The sequence below is a fragment of the Ignavibacteriales bacterium genome (genome assembly GCA_016700155.1).
Taxonomy (GTDB): Bacteria; Bacteroidota; Ignavibacteria; order Ignavibacteriales; family Ignavibacteriaceae.
The window spans coordinates 4,133,337-4,151,693 of sequence record CP065001.1; the positions used below are offsets into that span (position 1 = coordinate 4,133,337).

Annotated in this window: 13 protein-coding genes; 7 read left to right on the forward strand and 6 right to left on the reverse strand. The window is 39.1% G+C overall.

What is annotated here, in order from left to right; translation table 11 throughout:
* The first annotated feature begins 137 nt into the window (after positions 1-137).
* Both IPM56_17330 and IPM56_17335 read left to right on the forward strand, forming a co-directional pair.
* Positions 138-572: a hypothetical protein gene (locus IPM56_17330; GenBank protein QQS35977.1), complete on the forward strand. Its 435-nt coding sequence runs from the start codon at positions 138-140 to the stop codon at positions 570-572.
* A 374-nt stretch (positions 573-946) separates the two neighbouring features.
* A complete protein-coding gene (locus IPM56_17335; GenBank protein QQS35978.1) occupies positions 947-1,108 on the forward strand; it encodes a hypothetical protein in 162 nt (53 codons plus the stop codon).
* A 64-nt stretch (positions 1,109-1,172) separates the two neighbouring features.
* Here IPM56_17335 and IPM56_17340 read toward each other — a convergent pair whose 3' ends face one another.
* From IPM56_17340 to IPM56_17355, 4 genes are all read right to left on the reverse strand, one after another.
* A complete protein-coding gene (locus IPM56_17340) occupies positions 1,173-5,321 on the reverse strand; it encodes a VCBS repeat-containing protein (GenBank protein ID QQS35979.1) in 4,149 nt (1,382 codons plus the stop codon).
* Between the two features lie 249 nt (positions 5,322-5,570).
* Complete coding sequence (locus IPM56_17345; GenBank protein ID QQS35980.1) at positions 5,571-8,195, reverse strand: T9SS type A sorting domain-containing protein; 2,625 nt, start codon at positions 8,193-8,195, stop codon at positions 5,571-5,573.
* A gap of 195 nt (positions 8,196-8,390) precedes the next feature.
* Positions 8,391-10,367, reverse strand: a complete 1,977-nt coding sequence (locus IPM56_17350) for a T9SS type A sorting domain-containing protein (protein ID QQS35981.1) — start codon at positions 10,365-10,367, stop codon at positions 8,391-8,393.
* Between the two features lie 218 nt (positions 10,368-10,585).
* Entirely contained in the window at positions 10,586-11,164 is a 579-nt protein-coding gene (locus IPM56_17355) for a TlpA family protein disulfide reductase (protein ID QQS35982.1), read from the reverse strand.
* A gap of 214 nt (positions 11,165-11,378) precedes the next feature.
* Between IPM56_17355 and IPM56_17360 the strand changes: the two genes are divergently transcribed.
* The gene (locus IPM56_17360; GenBank protein QQS38346.1) at positions 11,379-12,197 is read left to right on the forward strand and encodes an SMP-30/gluconolactonase/LRE family protein; all 819 of its coding nucleotides are present in this window, start codon (positions 11,379-11,381) and stop codon (positions 12,195-12,197) included.
* Between the two features lie 69 nt (positions 12,198-12,266).
* Here IPM56_17360 and IPM56_17365 read toward each other — a convergent pair whose 3' ends face one another.
* Entirely contained in the window at positions 12,267-12,758 is a 492-nt protein-coding gene (locus tag IPM56_17365; GenBank protein QQS38347.1) for a transposase, read from the reverse strand.
* A 457-nt stretch (positions 12,759-13,215) separates the two neighbouring features.
* On the opposite strand from IPM56_17365, the gene IPM56_17370 reads away from it, so the two are divergent.
* A complete protein-coding gene (locus IPM56_17370; GenBank protein QQS35983.1) occupies positions 13,216-13,839 on the forward strand; it encodes a hypothetical protein in 624 nt (207 codons plus the stop codon).
* A 234-nt stretch (positions 13,840-14,073) separates the two neighbouring features.
* Here IPM56_17370 and IPM56_17375 read toward each other — a convergent pair whose 3' ends face one another.
* The gene (locus IPM56_17375) at positions 14,074-15,189 is read right to left on the reverse strand and encodes an AraC family transcriptional regulator (protein ID QQS35984.1); all 1,116 of its coding nucleotides are present in this window, start codon (positions 15,187-15,189) and stop codon (positions 14,074-14,076) included.
* Positions 15,190-15,681: 492 nt separating this feature from the next.
* On the opposite strand from IPM56_17375, the gene IPM56_17380 reads away from it, so the two are divergent.
* The 3 genes from IPM56_17380 to IPM56_17390 are packed head-to-tail and all read left to right on the forward strand — an operon-like array spanning position 15,682 to position 18,356.
* Positions 15,682-16,329 (forward strand): hypothetical protein, encoded by a 648-nt coding sequence (locus tag IPM56_17380; protein ID QQS35985.1) that lies wholly within the window; start codon positions 15,682-15,684, stop codon positions 16,327-16,329.
* Positions 16,330-16,356: 27 nt separating this feature from the next.
* The gene (locus IPM56_17385; GenBank protein ID QQS35986.1) at positions 16,357-16,503 is read left to right on the forward strand and encodes a hypothetical protein; all 147 of its coding nucleotides are present in this window, start codon (positions 16,357-16,359) and stop codon (positions 16,501-16,503) included.
* 35 nt (positions 16,504-16,538) lie between these two features.
* Positions 16,539-18,356, forward strand: coding sequence for a hypothetical protein (locus tag IPM56_17390; protein ID QQS35987.1), 1,818 nt, complete (start codon positions 16,539-16,541; stop codon positions 18,354-18,356).
* Position 18,357: the final 1 nt, after the last annotated feature.

Sequence of the window (18,357 nt, forward strand, 5' to 3'; positions counted from 1 at the left end):
GCATTGATCCAATTGATGTGTTAAAGAATAGTTAACCCACACAAATAACTTTTTATTAATATTATTTGCCACTTGGCAAATAATGGACTATTATCATTCCGTCACTAATCTCAACACAAACAAATTCCGGAGGTGTTATGCGTCGGGTTTCTATATCTGTTCTTTTTTTAACTGTACTTTTTCTTTTCACCACAAGTTCTTTTGCGCAGACAGAAGAGAACTTTCACGTTATGCATATACAAACGTGGAAGATGAAATCTCTTCCGACTGGTGATGATGCAACCGCGTTTGCCGATATGATGAAACGCCAGGCAACTGTTGTTAACAGTGATTCACGCGTTCTGCGCTCTTATGTCCTTAGACATTTCTGGGGAGGTGACAGCAGGGATCTTGTTATGGTTGCGGAGTTCAACAGCCGTGATGAAATGTTTGCTTTTTATCAGGACCTTGGATCGCTTTTGGAAAAAGCTTATTCCAAAGAACAGCTTGATAAAGACGATATGCTTTTTAGTAAATACGTGGGTGAACACGGCGATGAGATATACAGAGTCGTGAACGATACAAGGAAATAAAACTTTGTAATCCTTTAAATGCTGCGGAACAAAACCGCGGCATTTAATTTATTATCCGCTGTGTAATCCATTCAGCCTATCTCATTTCCTTTTACATATTCTCAATTGAAAATCCCTGTGTGATTCTTTAATATTTAATCGACTGAAAAAATAATTTGCAGATTGATAGTTATAATCCCGGGGAGTTAAGCGTAGAAAGCGAAAGCTCAAAGTCTTTAAAACAAGACAGCCTTCTTTGTGGTATACGCTGCATCAAGGAACATCTCCAGATTTTCGGGAAACTTCCACTGCCCGACTCGCCGGATTACCTATCTTAAGTTTAATGTGTCGATCAGTATTAATAAAAAGGATTTCAAAAATTGAAAGGAAAAATTATGAGTAGAAAAGTAGAAGTCGCAGGAATAATGGGTCCGGTTTGGTTTATCGGATGGCTTTTTACAATCGGGTTCTTAAAACTTACATTCTTTAAAGGATTATTAGCGCTGGTAGTATGGCCTTATTACATCGGCGATTTCCTTGCCGGTAAAATGATGTAGTTAATCACTGTAAATAAAAAACCCCGACATTTACTGCCGGGGTTTATTTACACATCAACTAATTTTATTTGATCAGCAGCATCTTTCTTGTTTGAACAAAATCTTTTGCCTGTATCCTGTAGAAATAAACTCCGCTTGATAAATCATATGCATTGAACACTATTTCATAACTGCCTGATTTTTTATTTTCATTTAACAACGTAATTACTTCCTGACCGAGTGCGTTATAAATTTTTAAAGTTACTTCCTGGTCAGACGGTATTGAAAACTTTATCACTGTTGACGGGTTGAATGGGTTAGGATAATTCTGATCCAGCGAATAATCAACCGGCGCATCAGTTTCATCAAGCCCGGTAGGCATACCAACACTAAACTCACCGAACGCAGATGTACTGCTTATATAAGCCGCATCAACTGCACGAAGCATCCACTTATAATTTCCGGGTTCAAGATCTTTTAATTTCCACTGTGTGCCATTGCTTACGTTCCCGGGTTCAGGAAGACTATTGGGAATTGTAACCGGAATATTATCACGATAAAGTTCCAGGTAGTAAGTAAGCGCATTGGAAGGTGTGTGATCATCCATTGAAGCTGTCCATGTGAATACTATCGAACTGTCCTGCTGAACTGCGGCATTAAGACCTTCGGGTTGGGTTGGTGCACTGTTCTGACCTTCAACATCATTGCGGTAAACATGCATTTGAGCTTCCACCAAACCGTTACCTCCCGGAACAAAATATTGCCCGGCAATGAAGTAATCAAGATCACCATCATTATCTATATCAAGCCATGAAAATGTTCCGCCTCTGTCTCCGCTTGAACGCGGTGCAGGAAGTTCATTTCCTGAATCAGTAAACACACCATTGTTATTCGTATATATTCTAGCTCTGCCTTCTATCTGTGAACCCGAGTTATATGTACCGGCAAGAAGTATATCAATATCACCGTCGGAATCATAATCAGCCCATGTTGCAGCAGTTAAATCAAACCATCCTTCGCATGGAATACAACTTATCACATCAAAGGGAACATACGTTTCATTTTCATTCTTATAAATTCTCAATGCCATATGAGTGTAGGTGCTGTCCAATTCGCGGACATTACCCGCAACAAGTATGTCAAGATCGCCATCGCCGTCATAATCTCCCCACTGCGCTTCGCCGTGTTCAACGGAAAGAGTTCCGAGAATATCTTCGGCTGTAAAGTTTCCGTTGCCGTCATTTCTATATCTTCTGATGAATCCTTCGTCGGTTAAAGGTGCAATGTTTACGAGAAGCAGGTCGAGATCCTGATCATTATCAAAATCAGCCCACGAACTTTGTGCATGAATTGTCGGTGAAAAAACTGAATCGGTTTCAGTAAATATCCAGCCGCCGTTTCCATCGGAACCATCGTTACGCATTAGCGCGGTGTAGTATTCAAACGTGCTGTCATTAAATACGGACGGTAATAATAAATCTGCATCACCATCATTGTCATAATCAGCCCAGGTTACCGAGCGAAGATCAAAGTCAGCCTGATCATTATCTTCCCAGTAAGCTGGAAGATTTGTTTGTATTGGATTTAGTGATCCCTGATCATTTATATACAGAACTGTTTGTCCGTCTGATGCAACCAAAAGATCCTGGTCGCCGTCTCCATCCGCATCGCCCCAGGAAAGGTCCGATGAGCCTGCCGACATACCATTCAGATCAACATTATTATATGTAAATCCCCATTGTCCGGGATTAACCTGTCCGTCATTACGAACGAGTATTAGCCTGTCCTCAACACTTTGATTATATACTACATAGTAGCCGAGAACTGCAACATCAAGATCACCGTCGTTATCATAATCGGCGGGTGCTGTAGTTATAACCCAGAAGTCTTCATCCTGAGATGTGATGAAGATTGAATCAAGAGGAGTTACTTCTGTAAAATCACCGAATGTTCCTCCCGGTCCCGGCTGAACGACAACTAATCTTCCTGCTGTACTTGTTCCGCTGTCATCATCGGTAACAGTAAGACGAACTATGTAAGTGTTTGCTGTTGTATATGTATGTGAAGGATTTTGTTCATTAGAAAAATTTCCGTCGCCAAAATCCCATGACCAGTTTACAATAATTCCATCGGGATCAGTGCTTGTGTCTGTGAACTGAGCCGTAAGACCTGATGTTATAAAGTTGAACGAAGCATGCGGAGGATTATTAGCCGGAGGCGGTGGTGGTCCTGCAAAGTATTCTATATATCCCTGGTAACCTAAGACCCATGCTGATCCGGTTTGATTAGCAATGACTGAACTGAAATATCCAAAGCCATCTGAATTGATATTAATTACAGCCCAGTTCTGTCCGCCATTTGCCGAGTAATATGCAACGTCAGCATTTGTGCTTATCCAGAATTCATTTTCACCTAAAAGAAAAATATCTGTAAAGCTATGATTGGTAGATGGTGTTTCTAACATATCCCATGTTGCCCCGCCATCATTACTTTTAAAAATTTGTCCGAACGCTCCAACGGCATAGCCCGTGCTTGCATCCCAGAAATCCATGTCCGCAATTTGTACGGGTGAATAAGGAAGATCACTCTCAATCCAGTTGATGCCACCGTCTGTGCTTCTGTAATATCTTCCGCCTACATTGGCAGCCCAGATACTGCTGTCAACAACATCAACAGAAACATAACTTCCGAGAAAATCTGTTACAGGAACCCATGAACTTCCGCCGTCTGTTGTGTGATACAAAGCCCCGGTATTAAAACTTTGACCAATAACCCATCCTTCGGTTAATGATGAGAAACTAATATCCCGTGCTTCTGTCATAACTGCAGGGGCTGATGAAGATGGAACCCAGCTCTCTCCGCCGTCAGAGGATTTATAAATCTTTCCAGAGACATCAACCATTATTACATCACTGGCGCTTAACACTTGCACTGCATTCAAGTGTGCGGTTGTAAATCTTTCTTTAACTATCCATGCAGACGCAGTGTTCTTTACTAATAATGTTCCGTTATCTCCCACGGCTATCATTTTGCCATCCGGAAAAATATCTGCATCATTAATTGAATCACCGGTACCACTTGATACCTGGAACCAGGAAGCTCCGCCGTCTGTTGTTTTGATAACAAACCCGCTTCCATATCCAAAATATCCTACCTGCTGATCTGCAAAAACCGGAACAACACTGCTCAGATACGATGGCATCTGTCCTCTTGATGTAAATGTCTGTGACCATGAAGCTCCTCCATTGACTGAAAGAAACATGTTTCCGGCTCTGTCTGCCGCAATAACATTTTGAGATGAGGATTTTGTAACACTAAAAATTCCTTCTGGAATTATTTCACCAAGGTCATTCCAGGTTAGTCCTGCGTCTGAAGAATGTAAAATGCGATCATCATAGTTTGGAAAAATACCTGAACGACCCCATGCAATTATATTGTTGGGATCAACTGCATATAACGATGTCCTTTGAATTGATGAAGTCCCTGGATTCCATGTAGCGCCGCCATCTGTTGAACGAACAAATACGCCGTTAACTATTGCAACTGCGACCTGATCACTCAGATATTTTACTGCGTCAGCATCACCAGCATAAACAGGTGAGAAATTCAAACCGCCATCTATTGTGCGGTAAATTCCTGTTGCTGAAACACCGAGACCATTTTGTGAATTAGTAAAACTGAATTCATAAATACCATTTGGTGATTCAATCCATGTTGAACCGCTGTCACGGCTTATAAACTTATCAAAGTTCCCGGTTGTTAATCCGAATGATGGTGTGTAAAACTCCATAAAGTAAGTTGAACCGAGAAAAGGTAATTGGTCCCAGGTAGTGCCGCCATTCGTTGTTCTGTAGTTTTCATTACCGAATACCCAGCCAAGCTGTGAGTTATAAAAAAACATTCCGTTAAGCGGATTACCAAGGGTTACAGGAATATCGCGTTGTACCCATGTATTTCCTCCGTCATTCGATTCAAACAAAGAGCCGCCATCATCAAACATATTATCATCGGTTGCTATAAATACACGATTACTATTTGGCGCTCCAATTCCTCTCACATCAAGATGAGTAGGTGAAGGGCTTTGTGTAACCCACTGCGCATTAGAATAGCCGTTGAATACCACAATTGCGAAGATCAACAAAAATATACGTGAGACATTAAGAAAGTCTGTGATTTTTCCAGGCTGGTTCTTTTTGATGTTAATGTTATGTTGTAAAAATTTTTCTTTAAGCATGATTTACCCCGAAATTATATTTAGGATTTATTGTTTGAATAAGTAGTAATGATCACTTTGAAATAAGTGACAATCAAATTGTGGTTATGTGATGAACGGATAATAAATTTTATTCAGTTTAAATATTATGTGCTACAAAATAAAAAGGCGGTTCCTTTGAACCGCCTTCCCCTTTGATTTATTTTTTATTGTGCTAAAATTATTTCAGCAGCAGCCCCACTAATCGGGGCTTCTGCTTAATTGATTGTATCACTTAAGCAACAGCATCTTTTTTACCTGAACATTATCATTGTATTCAAGCTTATAAAAATATAAACCCGAACTTAATCCTGATGCATCAAACTTTACATCATAGCTTCCGGCTGGTTGTTCTTCATTGACAAGTGTAGCAATTGAGTTTCCCAGCACATCAAAAACTTTTAGTATAATAAATGCATTTTGAGGAATGTTGTACGTTATTGTTGTTGAGGGATTAAATGGATTGGGATAGTTCTGCAGCAATTCAAAATTCACGGGAACGTCAATACTAAATTCTATTTCATTTGAATATTCAAAAGATCCATCAAGATCTATTTGTTTAAGTCTATATGTATATTTTCCTGTGTTCAAATTCTTGTCTGAATAAGAATAAGTATGGGTTTCAGTAGTTGTGCCATTCCCTTTAACAAATGCAATTACCTCCCAGTTTCCTGAACTTTCATTTTTTGAATCTTTTAACCGATGGATTTCAAACCCGGCATTATTCGTTTCAGAAGAAGTTCCCCAGTTTAATGTTACTGAGTTGCTGTTAACTTCGGCAGTGAATTCTGTTAGTTCAACAGGAACAACTGTTCCCGTTACAGTAAGAACTGCAACTCCTCTGCTTGCACAACTTATCCAAAGCTCATACCCTTCCTGCAAATATTTTACTTCAATATCGTATATCTGCGCATGCGGTAAACCACCGGTTTGTTGTTGAGGAATAATCCCAAAATTTGTTCCATCGAACCAGCATAATCCATATGTTGATGTAGATGTACTACCAAAGTTCGCAAACCATAATCTTCCATCGGCTGTAACTAATAAGGGAGAAATATTGTCCCCTGGGATTTGAGAATTTTGAGGAGAATAAAATTGATAAGTTCCATTGTTTGCATTCAACTTAAATAACCCCTGGTTGCTGCCAACCCACCCAATGCCATTTGGGGCAACGGCAACTGTTGTAAGCAGATCACTTTGTGGATTAAGCTCAGAAAAATCTGTGTTAAATCTAGTAAAATGGTTGGTGCCGTCTGTACGCAGAACCTGATTTCCGGAACAAGCCCAGATAGTTCCGGGTCTTGAGGGATCTTTTTTTATGTTTGCACCCCAACCACTAAATGGAACAGAAGTCCAGGAATTATTTATATCATTAAAGTATTTCAGATTATAATATTCTCCAAGACTCCAAAGTCTGTTTTGTGAATCTTCAACAACTCCTTCCGATCGATCGTTAGGATAATTTAATGAGTTATAAGTGGAGCCATTCCAGGAATACAGATATCCAAACATTGGATTAATGATAATGTCACCCGTGGATTGTCTGTAGTATATAACTTCTGAGTTATCGGTTGGGAATGGAAAAGGATAACCCAAGCCATAGTTTTCGTTATTGTATCCAATCCATCTTGTACCATCAAATTTCTGAAATCCACCAACACCCGGTCCGGCATTTCCGGTCATCCAAACATTGCCCGAATCATCAAATGAAATATCTTCTACCCAATAATCTATCTGTGAAGAATTGGTAATTCTGTATCTCTGCCAGCTACCGGTTTGTGCGTTTCTTTTTGCAGCACCTCCAATACCAGTTACCCAGATGTTTCCATTATCATCAAGATCAATTCCATAAGAAAATCCACCCTGTCGCCAGATACCAAAGCTTTGCCAGGATGTTCCATTAAATTGCCAGAGCTCGCTATTCCCATCCATCAACAGGGCGCTGCCATTTCCATAAGCTTTGAATGCCCAAATGTCGTTAAGAACTGATGGCACAGGGGGCTGCGGTGGAGTAATCCATTGTCCGCTTGTTGTCTTATACTCGAGAAAGTAAAACGGTGCGATGGAGTTGAATCGGACAATCCACAAATTGTTTTGTTCATCAACACAGTTATGACCCGGTGTTTTGACAAGTTCGCCCGGATTATAATTAAAAGTATGCGTTGTAAACAGTTGGGTATTACTATTAAAGGCGATTACGTTACCTGCGGCAGAAATCCATACAGTATATCCTCCGCCTTGCATTTGCTGGATTGCAACATTATCGCAGGATGCTACTGTACCCGGCCAGTTGTTGGCGGTGCTGCCGAAACCCCAATAGCGCCATACATTGGTAAGAGGATTATAATTTACAAGTCCGCCATTTCCCCAGCTTACTGATATAACTGCCATCCATAACGATCCGTCCGGAGCTATTGTAATTTCACGTGTGCGACCACCAGGATGGATTGAGTTGTTTGCACCCCAAAATTCCAATGAGTTTCCACCGATTGCAGGATTAAATTTTAATAAACCCCGCCAGGTTGCCATCCACAGAATTCCATTTGCATCTTCTTCTATATCACTTATGCGTGATGATCCAACATCATTAATATTTCCAATAACCGGATAGTCAACGTTTGAATAGTTAATCCATCTGTTTTCTGACTGAATATATTTTGCAAACCCGCCTTCTTCCCAGTTTGGATTATATGCCGCGATATATGGATCACCATCATGATCAATCCATATACCCTCAACATAGTCTCCCTGAATACCTGTATTCCCCGTTGTATAATATCGCCAGGAATAGGTCTGCGGAAGAATATTGGAGAATGAAATTATTGATAGGATTAAAAGTGCAGATAAAAATTTCATTGTTCTCTCCTCTAATATATTATAGTGATTTCTGTCTATTAAGTTGTCTTAATAAAACAAAGGGGACAAATTTTAGATGCTGCTAATAAAAAGGCGGTTCCTTTGAACCGCCTTCCCCTTTGATTTATTTTTTATTGTGCTAAAATTATTTCAGCAGCAGCCCCACTAATCGGGGCTTCTGCTTAATTGATTGTATCACTTAAGCAGCAGCATCTTTTTTACCTGAAGCTGACTGCCGCTTTCAAGTCTGTACAGATATAATCCTGAACTTAATCCTGAAGCATCAAAGTTAATGTTATATGTTCCGGCAGTAAGCTGAGAACTGACCAGAGTTTTAACTTCTTCTCCAATTGCATTGTACACTTTTAAAGATACAAGCTGATCTTTATTGATTGTAAATGAAATCGTTGTTGAGGGATTGAACGGGTTAGGATAATTCTGCTCGAGCGTGAATTCATCTATCACAACAGGAACTTCTTCAACCCCTGTTGGTGAATTTACCATTGACTGAAGCTGCAGCACCGTGTTGTTTGACGATGCATCAATGAATGACCAAACTCTTACCAGTTGACCATCAGTTAACTCTGTTATATTTATGTGGTTGAAATTATTATCAACAATAACTGTATTGTTTGTAATTGTGTAGGTTCCGGACGGAAGCTGAACCGACGAGCCGGAAATTGTCCCTGCAGTACCGGTCAGTTTTGAAAAGTTTGTATGGTCTTCGATTTTTATTCTTAGTGCACGCAATGTGTTATCCGGATTTTTCATCATCTTAACTTCAACAAAATGATTTACACTCAAATCAGCAAAAGTGATGGGCTGGTTTGCATGATTAAGATACACTGTTTTTTCATTCACAAATATTGTGAAGCCATTTACTGCAATACTATTCGCGTTAATCGCCTTGATCTGTCCGAATATTTCTATGTCTTCATTACCTTCGAGTTTTATTCTTAACGCTCTGGCAGTAGTTGTTCCGGTTTTAATTCCTTTAACTTCAACTAACTGTCCGTTTGCTAAAGACGAGTACAATATCGGATTGTTAAGATGATCAAATACTTGTGTTGTGCTGTCAACGCTGAATGTTGTACCACCAACGATGAATGATGCCGGGTTTATCTCTGATATTGTTCCTTTAAGTTCTATCTCATTCCTTACAAAATCCTCGATCTTTATTCTGCTTGCATAATAAGTCTGATCAGGTTTTCTGAATCCCTTTACTTCTGCAAACATTCCAACGGTAAGAGCCGCAATAGTTACAGGCATTCTGTTGTGATCCAGGAAAACTGTATTTGAATCAGTCGAGAATGTAATTCCGCCGATAGTGACATCAGATCCGGAGATTGTTTCAATGCGTGCGGTGAATTCAATTTCATTCTGATTATGATCTTCCAGTTTTATTCTTGAAGCAAGGTAAGTGCTGTCCGGCTGTCTGAATGCTTTTACTTCAACTCTGTCACCAACATTAAGCTCTGAGAAAGTGATGGGCTGACGGTTATTATTTAGTATAACAGTTTGGCTGTTCACAAAAAATTCCCTCGCACCAAGCAGAATGCTGTTCGCAGTTTTGTTATCTATAATTCCGGTTATTTCTATTTCGTTACCATGCTGATGCTCGTCTTCGGTTTTAACACGAACCGCAAGCAGGTCACCGTTTGTTTGAGCAAATGCTTTCACTTCCAGCAGTGAGCCGACTTCAATTTGTTCAAAAGAAAATGGTGCGCCATGTCTTCCCCTGTATTCTGTATTCTGATCAACAAGAAATGTTTTGCCGCCAATTATAAATGAGTTCGTTCCCTTTGAGGTAACATAACCTGTTATCTCAATTTCATTTTCGCCGCCCGGATTGTCTTCGGATTTAACACGCGTTGCCGTATATGTTCCGTTACTTCTGTTATCCCCCTGTACCTGCACAAGATCATTTAGCTGAAAATACGAGAATGTAACCGTTGAGCCATTTCGACCCCTGAATTCAGTGTTCTGGTCGAAGAAGAAGGTCTTTCCCTGAACGATAAGATAGTCAGAACCGAGTTCCGATATATTACCTGTGACTTCGATATCACTTACCGCAAAAATATTTAAAGACGTGAAAAGAATTAATAAAGTAACATAGAGCAGTTTGCTGAACCTGTTATCAGCGATGTGACGAATGGAATAAAACGCTTTCATGATGTTCTCCACTATTGTTATATATTTTTATTGATGTTTATTACTGCACAATAAATTTGTCTTCTGAATAATAAGTGTGTGTTATAACAAATAAGGTGACATGTTTTAATTGTCCGTCGGTTCGCGGTGGGAAAGAAATTGAAAGTCCCGGTATTTAACAGTTTAAATATTTGGCAGGCGGTAGTTCGATGTTACTGTAAAACAATATTTATTAATAACTATTCTTCTTTCTGCTTATTGAGAAATGAACGAAAATATTCTTCAGCCTTTACCGGATCAAATAAATCCTCTGGAGTGTTTTCAACTTCCGGAACTCCACCACTAATTAACACGTCGATTACATCTTCATTTAATTTGTTTGGATGTATCCTCCCGGCAATTTTACCTTTTGAATTTATCATTATTATATTTGGTATAGCCCACGCTTTATATTTTCTGAACATATCAAAGTCTTCATCAAGACCGACATCGCTTTTCATCCGATGATCATCAAGAAATTTCATTGCAAGACTTGCAGGTTCATAAGTGATTGAAATAAACTTGACATTTTTATTTTTGTACTTATCCACAAGCGCATTCATATGGGGGATAGATTCTATGCAAGGCGCACACCACGTTGCCCAGAAATCAATAATGAATACAGTATCCACAAAATCTTTTTCTTTGTAAGAGGTTTTTTCATTCTTTGATAAAGAGAAATAAGTTAACTCCGGCGGAGCTTGTCCTTTTTGCAGTTTGTCGTTTTGAGCTCCGGCACACATTATAAATGCAGTGAAGAATAAAATTATCTTTTTCATAATAATCCTTTTAATTCATGAATATTTGACCTTCAACCTGCCGATTTGGTTGTTGCCTTAAATCTATATTGACCGGGAATAATAACATTAGGAGAATTTTATTTTGATGATATTCATTCTGACAACAAAATAGTATTTTGACAGGCGATTAAATGAAAGCACCATTCCAATGAAGAAATTTTTGTTCTATACATTAATATTTGTCTATATCCCAATGTTGGCACAATCCCCTGTTCCTGAAGGCGCAAAACCGGAACTAATCGCTGATGGTTTTTTATTTGTTGAAGGTCCTGTGTGGAAAGATAACTTCGGTTTACTTTTTTCCGACCTTACGGGTAACATCGCTTACAGGTGGACGAAGGAAGACAGCATCACAATTTTCTTAAATCCCTCTTATAACTCTAACGGACTTACTTATGACAGAACCGGGAAATTGATTTTAGCACAAACGGGTCTGCGAAGAGTTGTGCGGCTTGAATCAAACAATACACAGACCGTGCTTGCCGATAACTATAAAGGAAAAAAACTTAACAGTCCGAATGATCTTGCGGTGAAATCAGATGGATCTGTTTTCTTTACTGATCCGCCGTTTAACATTCCCGATGGTGAAAAGAAAGAACTTTCGTTTGCGGGTATATACAGAATAAGTCTGACAGGAGAACTGAAGCTGCTTGATTCAACTCTGGAATTACCGAACGGAATTTGTTTTTCAAAAGATGAGACGAAACTTTACGTGAACAATTCACAAGCTAGAATTATTTATGTGTGGGATGTGCTCAATGATTCAACGATTGCAAACAAAAGAGAGTTCGCAAGAATAGTTCCCGAGGGTTACGCGGACGGAATGAAAATAGATGAAAGCGGAAATTTGTTTTGCACAGGTCCCGGTGGAGTATGGATATTTTCGCCCGAAGGGAAATTACTTGATAAGATTTCTCTTCCGCAAAATCCCACAAATTGTAATTGGGGTGATGCAGACAGAAAAACATTATACATAACAGCGGGCAACAGCGTTTACAGGATAAAACTGTAGAGACGGGGCATGCCCCGTCTCCGCGTGTAGTTTGTAGCTGTATTATTGGGATGGTATTGCATGAATTAACTATTCCTTACTATAATATTTATCAAGCTCCCATTTCAACGGATTGTTTTTTATATAAGTCCGTATTCTTAACAAATCATTTTCATTCCGGATTATATGATCATAGAACCGCGGCTGCCAATTAAATTCCAGGTTCATTTTTCCCCTTAAATATTTTGACACTGCCGATTTAAAACTTCCGACAACATTGCCAAGTAGAGACGGGGCGTGCCCCGTCTCTACGGAGCCAAGGATTATGATACCGTGAATATGATTCGGCATTATCACAAACTCATCAAGCTCAACATTTTTATAATGATCGGGAATTGTGTTCCAAAGTGTCTCAACAATTTTCCCTGCATCGTTTAAAACCATTTCATCATTTTTTATTTCACCGAACCAATGCTTCATAAATTTTGTGCAGATCGTTACGTAATACCATGATGGCGTGGAATAATCCCACTCCTTTAAACGTGTGGATGCTATCCGGAATTTGTTTTTGTATAAATCCATTGGAATGATAAAAATTATTGCCGGGATCTGGATTTTTCTGACTTTGTAAAATATAACGCTTAAAGTTGATTGCCAGCAAATTATTAATACCAATATGTGGCGTACCTTCCCATCAAAATTCTTCCACGTTGTAGAGACGGGGCATGCCCCGTCTCTACAGAGCCGCTTGGATTATTGTGGACACGTGTAGAGACGCTTCGCGAAGCGTCTCTACGAAGCCGGTTGTTGGATCAATTATTTGAGAGACCTGACGCGATGAATATGGAATTCCCATTCAATCTATCGTCCACTCAACCAATCAATCCCCTTTTCTGCGTTAATTCGTTCAATCCCATCAACCTGAACCTCTTTATATGTGATATTGCGTTCCATCCAATCAATGCGGGCGAACCCGCCATTTAATTATCCGAAATTTGACCCGTCAATTTTTTTTAACAAAAACAAAAGGATAAATAAAATGTTGAACAACACAAAAACCCGCCAGTCTGCCGCCAAGGCAGGGTTCCTGGGGAAAAGCATTCTGATCACAGTTCTGGTAACATTTCTTACCATTCAGTTATCTGCACAGGATAACTCAATCAGCTATTCTACAAAAAGTAATCAAAAGCATTTTTATGCTGACCTTGTCGCCAAAACAGCAACGCTTAACGGCGGATGGGGATTGTTCGGCGGAATGAGAGCCGGTTATAATTTGAATGAGAATATAAGTCTTGGTTTAATCGGACATGGACTTATTCCCGACAAACTCGGCGGTACATACATAAATCAAAAAGACCGGGATGAACTTCACTTTGGTTACGGCGGACTTGAAGCTTCGTTCAATCATTCACTGACCGAAAAATTTTACATCAGCAGTACAATGATGATAGGTGCGGGTCGTACTGATTATGAAAACCGGGAAGGACATGATTATTTCTTTATTATTGAACCGGGCGCATCTGCAAATTATATGATAACAAACTGGTTTGGTTTGGGTTACTCGGTTAACTACCGCTTAGCATCGGGAGTTAAGTATGCCGATCTATCCAACGCAAGTTTCAGCGGATGGTCAATGGCACTTGATTTTAAGTTTGGGTTTTAGATTTCCGGAATAGTTCTTTACCAGACCCTGAATCAAGTTCAGGGTGACAGAAGGCAGGGATTCTAATATTTATTGTACTGGTGGAGTTGTTTAAACTCACTCCACCAGTATCTTAAAAAGTAACAAATTTATTGGTGCAATGATGGAGAGAGAAAAAATAGCAATGATGATCAGCGTGGTTTGTGTGATGATGTCTCTTCTGTTTTTATTCTTACTGCTGATCGGTTAGAAAAATTATGAAAGCTGCTTCCTGTACTGTGACGGTGTTACGCCCGTCTGTTTTTTGAATATTGTATTGAAAGCTGTCTTTGAATTAAATCCCGAATCAAACGCAATTGAGATAAGATTATACTTTTCCGATTCACCTTCCGCTAATTTCTTTTTTACTTCTTCAACACGGTAATGATTAATGAAATCATAAAAACTCTGGTTCAATCTTGTGTTCAACAATTCAGAAAGGTTGTGTGTGGATACCGATAACTTATCCGCAAGCTCTCTTAATGTAAGCTCGCTATTGAGATATGGTTTATCGGTTTGCATCAACTCAAGCAAATTTTTTAGATGGTCCTTTGCATCTGTTTCCGACAATCCTGATTTCTGATAACTTTTTACTTCACCGGATGGCTGTTTTAATTCAGGCGAAACTTGTGTTTCATCTTTTTGAGCAGCGGGCTGAAATATCTGCGGCTGCTGAAGGCTGAGATAACCGATTGAATAAATAACAACGGTAGCTGCAAGGTATATCAATGAATCCATATTAATATTTTTTTCGGAGAAGATATCTACAATGTAACTGATGAGTACAATGCTCCACACGAGTGACAACCCGATGGTAAGATGTTTAAGCCAGTCGAGATTTATCTTTTCAATATTAGAATAAGAGTTCCTGATCTTGTTGTTGTAAAACCTCACGACTCTTATTGTTAATACCGTATAAATAATCCCGTGAACAGGTTTAAGATAATCGAGTATGCGCAGACCGGGCACTTCACTTACATTCTCTCCTTTTATTAACGCGATCTTAAATTCAGCACCTTGCAGATAAACAAAGATAAACCCGTAAATAACTACGAGTGTGAAAGGGATAAAGTGCAGGTAATTTTTTTTATCGAATAAATCACCGCCCGAGCTTATCAGCTTTGCGTAGAGATAGAAGATCGGTCCGTATAAAAACGGAAACGCATAAGGGACTCCCATAAAGTGAGGAAAGCCGTAATAGTACTCAAATAGTATATACGCGGAATGGAACACATCAACCGAAAGAGCGAGTATTGCAATTGCAAGCACAACGTTGGCGGTGTGATTAGTTTTTTTTGTGAACAACAGAATAGATAACAGAACACCCTGCACGGCTCCGAGTATTAATATGTATTCAACTATTCTGATGTTAGTGTTCCGGGAATTGTTAAGAAAAGTTAGAACAAATTTGAGTTAGCTGCAATTGGAGAAGAGGGGAAGCTGGATGCAGGATACTAGATACAGGATACCTGATTCCGGATAAAAAGAATCAAGATCCTGAATGGTACTGCCATCAGGATGACAATATTACAATGTCCAGCGCTGTCGAAATTATTAATCTATGCCTGCCCGCCTCTGGCAGATTCGTTATTCAAATCAAGACATTCACCCATTCATTCCTTTTGCTTATTGCCTATTCCCTTTTGCCTATTTATCCGCCTCAGGCAAACTGCCTATTGCCTACCGCCTACTTCCAATCCCCCACTTCCTACTATATCCTTTTCCGCCCTTTATTTTGTATATTTAGGCTGTTAAAAGACTATTAGAAGGCTATTTATAGGCTGTTAGATATACCAGAAAGTGAGGTTTTAGTATTTGGCGACAATGAGCAAGCAAGTCCTGGGGGAATTTCGTGGAAAGATCGGGGATGTGGTTGGCAAAGTACGCAATGGAAAACATTATATATCTTCAGCTCCCGGTAAATACAATATCAGTAAAAAGCCGCACGAGGTTGACAAAAGAAACCGGTTTAGAGTGAACGGACTGTTTGCAAAAACCATCAGGCATAATGAACTTTTATTTATGGTGTGGAATGACGCGAACATTCCGGCGAACAATGCTTTCAACAAAATATGTAAAGTGAACTTTAAACTTTGTGAACCCGACAGACCCTCAGCAAAAAATGTAATTACACCTCCGGGATTTTGGCTGCCGGTAACTCAAATAAACTCTGATGATGAATGCATTGAAATAACACTCAACCCTTTTGAAATATTGCCCGGTGAAGATATAGTCACTTTAATAATGTATATCAGTTTTTATGATCCTGTAAACAAGAATAAAAATTTTTTTGAGATGTGCCCGGCAATGGATTATGAACCCGATGATCTTAAATTTTTATTCAGATACGGCTTCCGCGAAAAGCAACTCGCACAAATTTATAATCACAAAACTATTTTCCTTGCCGCTGTCACACAAAGCAGTAACGGAAATGTATTAAGATGGTCTGAGACGGTGGGAAGAGAGTTGTAAATAGTTTTGAGTGATGAGTTAAGAGTTTTGAATTCGGAAAGCGATGCCGGACCTTGCCTGCCGGCAGGCGGGTACTTGATGCTGGATGCCGGAAAGAACAAACCACAAACTACACACCACAAACAAAATCACATTTTATTTTTAACTGTGGATGTTGTTGGGGATTATCTTTAAGTTGAAACAGCGAATAAATTATTTACGGGGCAATTATGAAAACCGGGTTCATTTTTCTGATAGCTTTATCCTTTCTCTTTGTTATCTCGTGCGAGTACTCACCAACAGAAACATACTTTAAAGAAATTGTTATTCCCGAGCCTGACATTGATCTTCAGATCTTGAATGAAGATGAACTTAACTTTTTAAGAGGAAGAGTTTTTGTACAATTTTCATCTGTGTTGAATGGCAGAAATATTATAAGAATAAAAACCTATCTGAATAATTCTCTTATAAATAATTTTTATGATACAACCGGCACAGTTGAAATAAATACTACCAGTCATCCCGATGGTCCTTATGAATTAACTTTTCAGCTATTTACTACAACGGGAACAGGAAGCCTTGCCGACTTAGCGGGGGCTGAAGTTTTCATACTAACAAAAAAATATAATGTTCAGTTCTACAACGCCCCTGTAATAACACCACAAATAACTGAAATGATTTTATCAGGAAGCGATCTTCACGTTAAATGGAACAGGTACAACGGTTCGGGTTTTCAAAAATATGTTTTGCTTTACAATGATGTAGTACTTAAAGAAATATCTGATCAGGACTCTGTTGAGATTATCGATCCCGCTTATGTCGGCGGAACAACAACCAGAACAATAAAAACCTATGTTGCAAACCGCCCGTTTGAAAGTTCGATCAAAAGCTTCAGTTCGCCGCAGATAAATTTTATTTCTGCAACAATTCAGAATCAGAACTCTGTTCTGCTTACATGGGAACGAAATAACTTTGATAACGCATTTGGTGAATACCGCATTAACCGCAATATCAACGATGGACAATTCATTGCTCAGATCTCAGACATTAACACAACAACCTTTACTGATAATAACCCTGTATTCGGGGGTGACGCTACTTATGGTATTGAAGCGGTTCCATATCACCTGGTTAATACATATCCTCACCCGGCGACTGTTACGGTTCCTTCAATTGGTCAGGAGTTTATTTTTCCAACCGGTATGTATATAGATCACATTCCTGCGACTGATCTGTATTATACATTCTATGACAGAAGACTGCGCGTATATGATAATTCATTTAACATGGTAAACTCGGCTGAATACAACTTAACCAATCCTGTCAATAATTATAAACTCAGTATAACCAACAGTTCAAACGGTGAATTGTTTTATATAATTCATAATTCTCCATCAACAGAAATTATTAAGATCAACAGTTCGACTTTACAGGTTGAGCAGACTTACAATCTTAATACTATTGCGGGGTTAAATATCGGAACATTGAGAAGGATCAGCATCTCTGATAATAACCGGCTTGCCGTTGTGGCTGTGACAAGTTCTTCAAACCCGACATTGTACATATTCGATATGAATAATTTAACATTACTCGCTTCACGTGTACTCGCATTCAATTCATATTCTGATTACGCAATTATAAGCCCTGACGGAAATTACATTCGTGTGGAAAGTAATTTATTAAGCTTAAACGGATCTTCGCTGACATTAATCGGTAACGTTGAAAAATATTCCGTATTCACTCAAGGTTCTGAATCGCTGGTGCAGTTGACAGCGGCACACCAGACAAACACACTTCAGTTACTTAATTGTGCTAACCTTTCTGTGCTTAAGGAAGTACCAATAACGCAATATTTATTCGGTGCAGATTTAAGTTATGATAAAGCAACAGGATTGGTAGGATGTCATTCGCCTTCTGTTTATGCTTATTACATTATTGACATCAATAACCAGGTAATAAAAAAGAAAGTGCCTGTTTTAAATTATCATGTCAGTTTCAAAAATATGACGCTGTTCTCTAACGACTTAAGACTCAATATCACATTTTAAT

Coding starts and splice junctions, on each gene's coding strand:
- IPM56_17380 (QQS35985.1), top strand. CDS start 15,682: ATGAGCAAGCAAGTCCTGGGGGAATTTCGTGGAAAGATCGGGGATGTG.
- IPM56_17350 (QQS35981.1), bottom strand. CDS start 10,367: ATGAAAGCGTTTTATTCCATTCGTCACATCGCTGATAACAGGTTCAGC.
- IPM56_17370 (QQS35983.1), top strand. CDS start 13,216: ATGTTGAACAACACAAAAACCCGCCAGTCTGCCGCCAAGGCAGGGTTC.
- IPM56_17355 (QQS35982.1), bottom strand. CDS start 11,164: ATGAAAAAGATAATTTTATTCTTCACTGCATTTATAATGTGTGCCGGA.
- IPM56_17360 (QQS38346.1), top strand. CDS start 11,379: ATGTTGGCACAATCCCCTGTTCCTGAAGGCGCAAAACCGGAACTAATC.
- IPM56_17345 (QQS35980.1), bottom strand. CDS start 8,195: ATGAAATTTTTATCTGCACTTTTAATCCTATCAATAATTTCATTCTCC.
- IPM56_17365 (QQS38347.1), bottom strand. CDS start 12,758: ATGGATTTATACAAAAACAAATTCCGGATAGCATCCACACGTTTAAAG.
- IPM56_17335 (QQS35978.1), top strand. CDS start 947: ATGAGTAGAAAAGTAGAAGTCGCAGGAATAATGGGTCCGGTTTGGTTT.
- IPM56_17340 (QQS35979.1), bottom strand. CDS start 5,321: ATGCTTAAAGAAAAATTTTTACAACATAACATTAACATCAAAAAGAAC.
- IPM56_17390 (QQS35987.1), top strand. CDS start 16,539: ATGAAAACCGGGTTCATTTTTCTGATAGCTTTATCCTTTCTCTTTGTT.
- IPM56_17330 (QQS35977.1), top strand. CDS start 138: ATGCGTCGGGTTTCTATATCTGTTCTTTTTTTAACTGTACTTTTTCTT.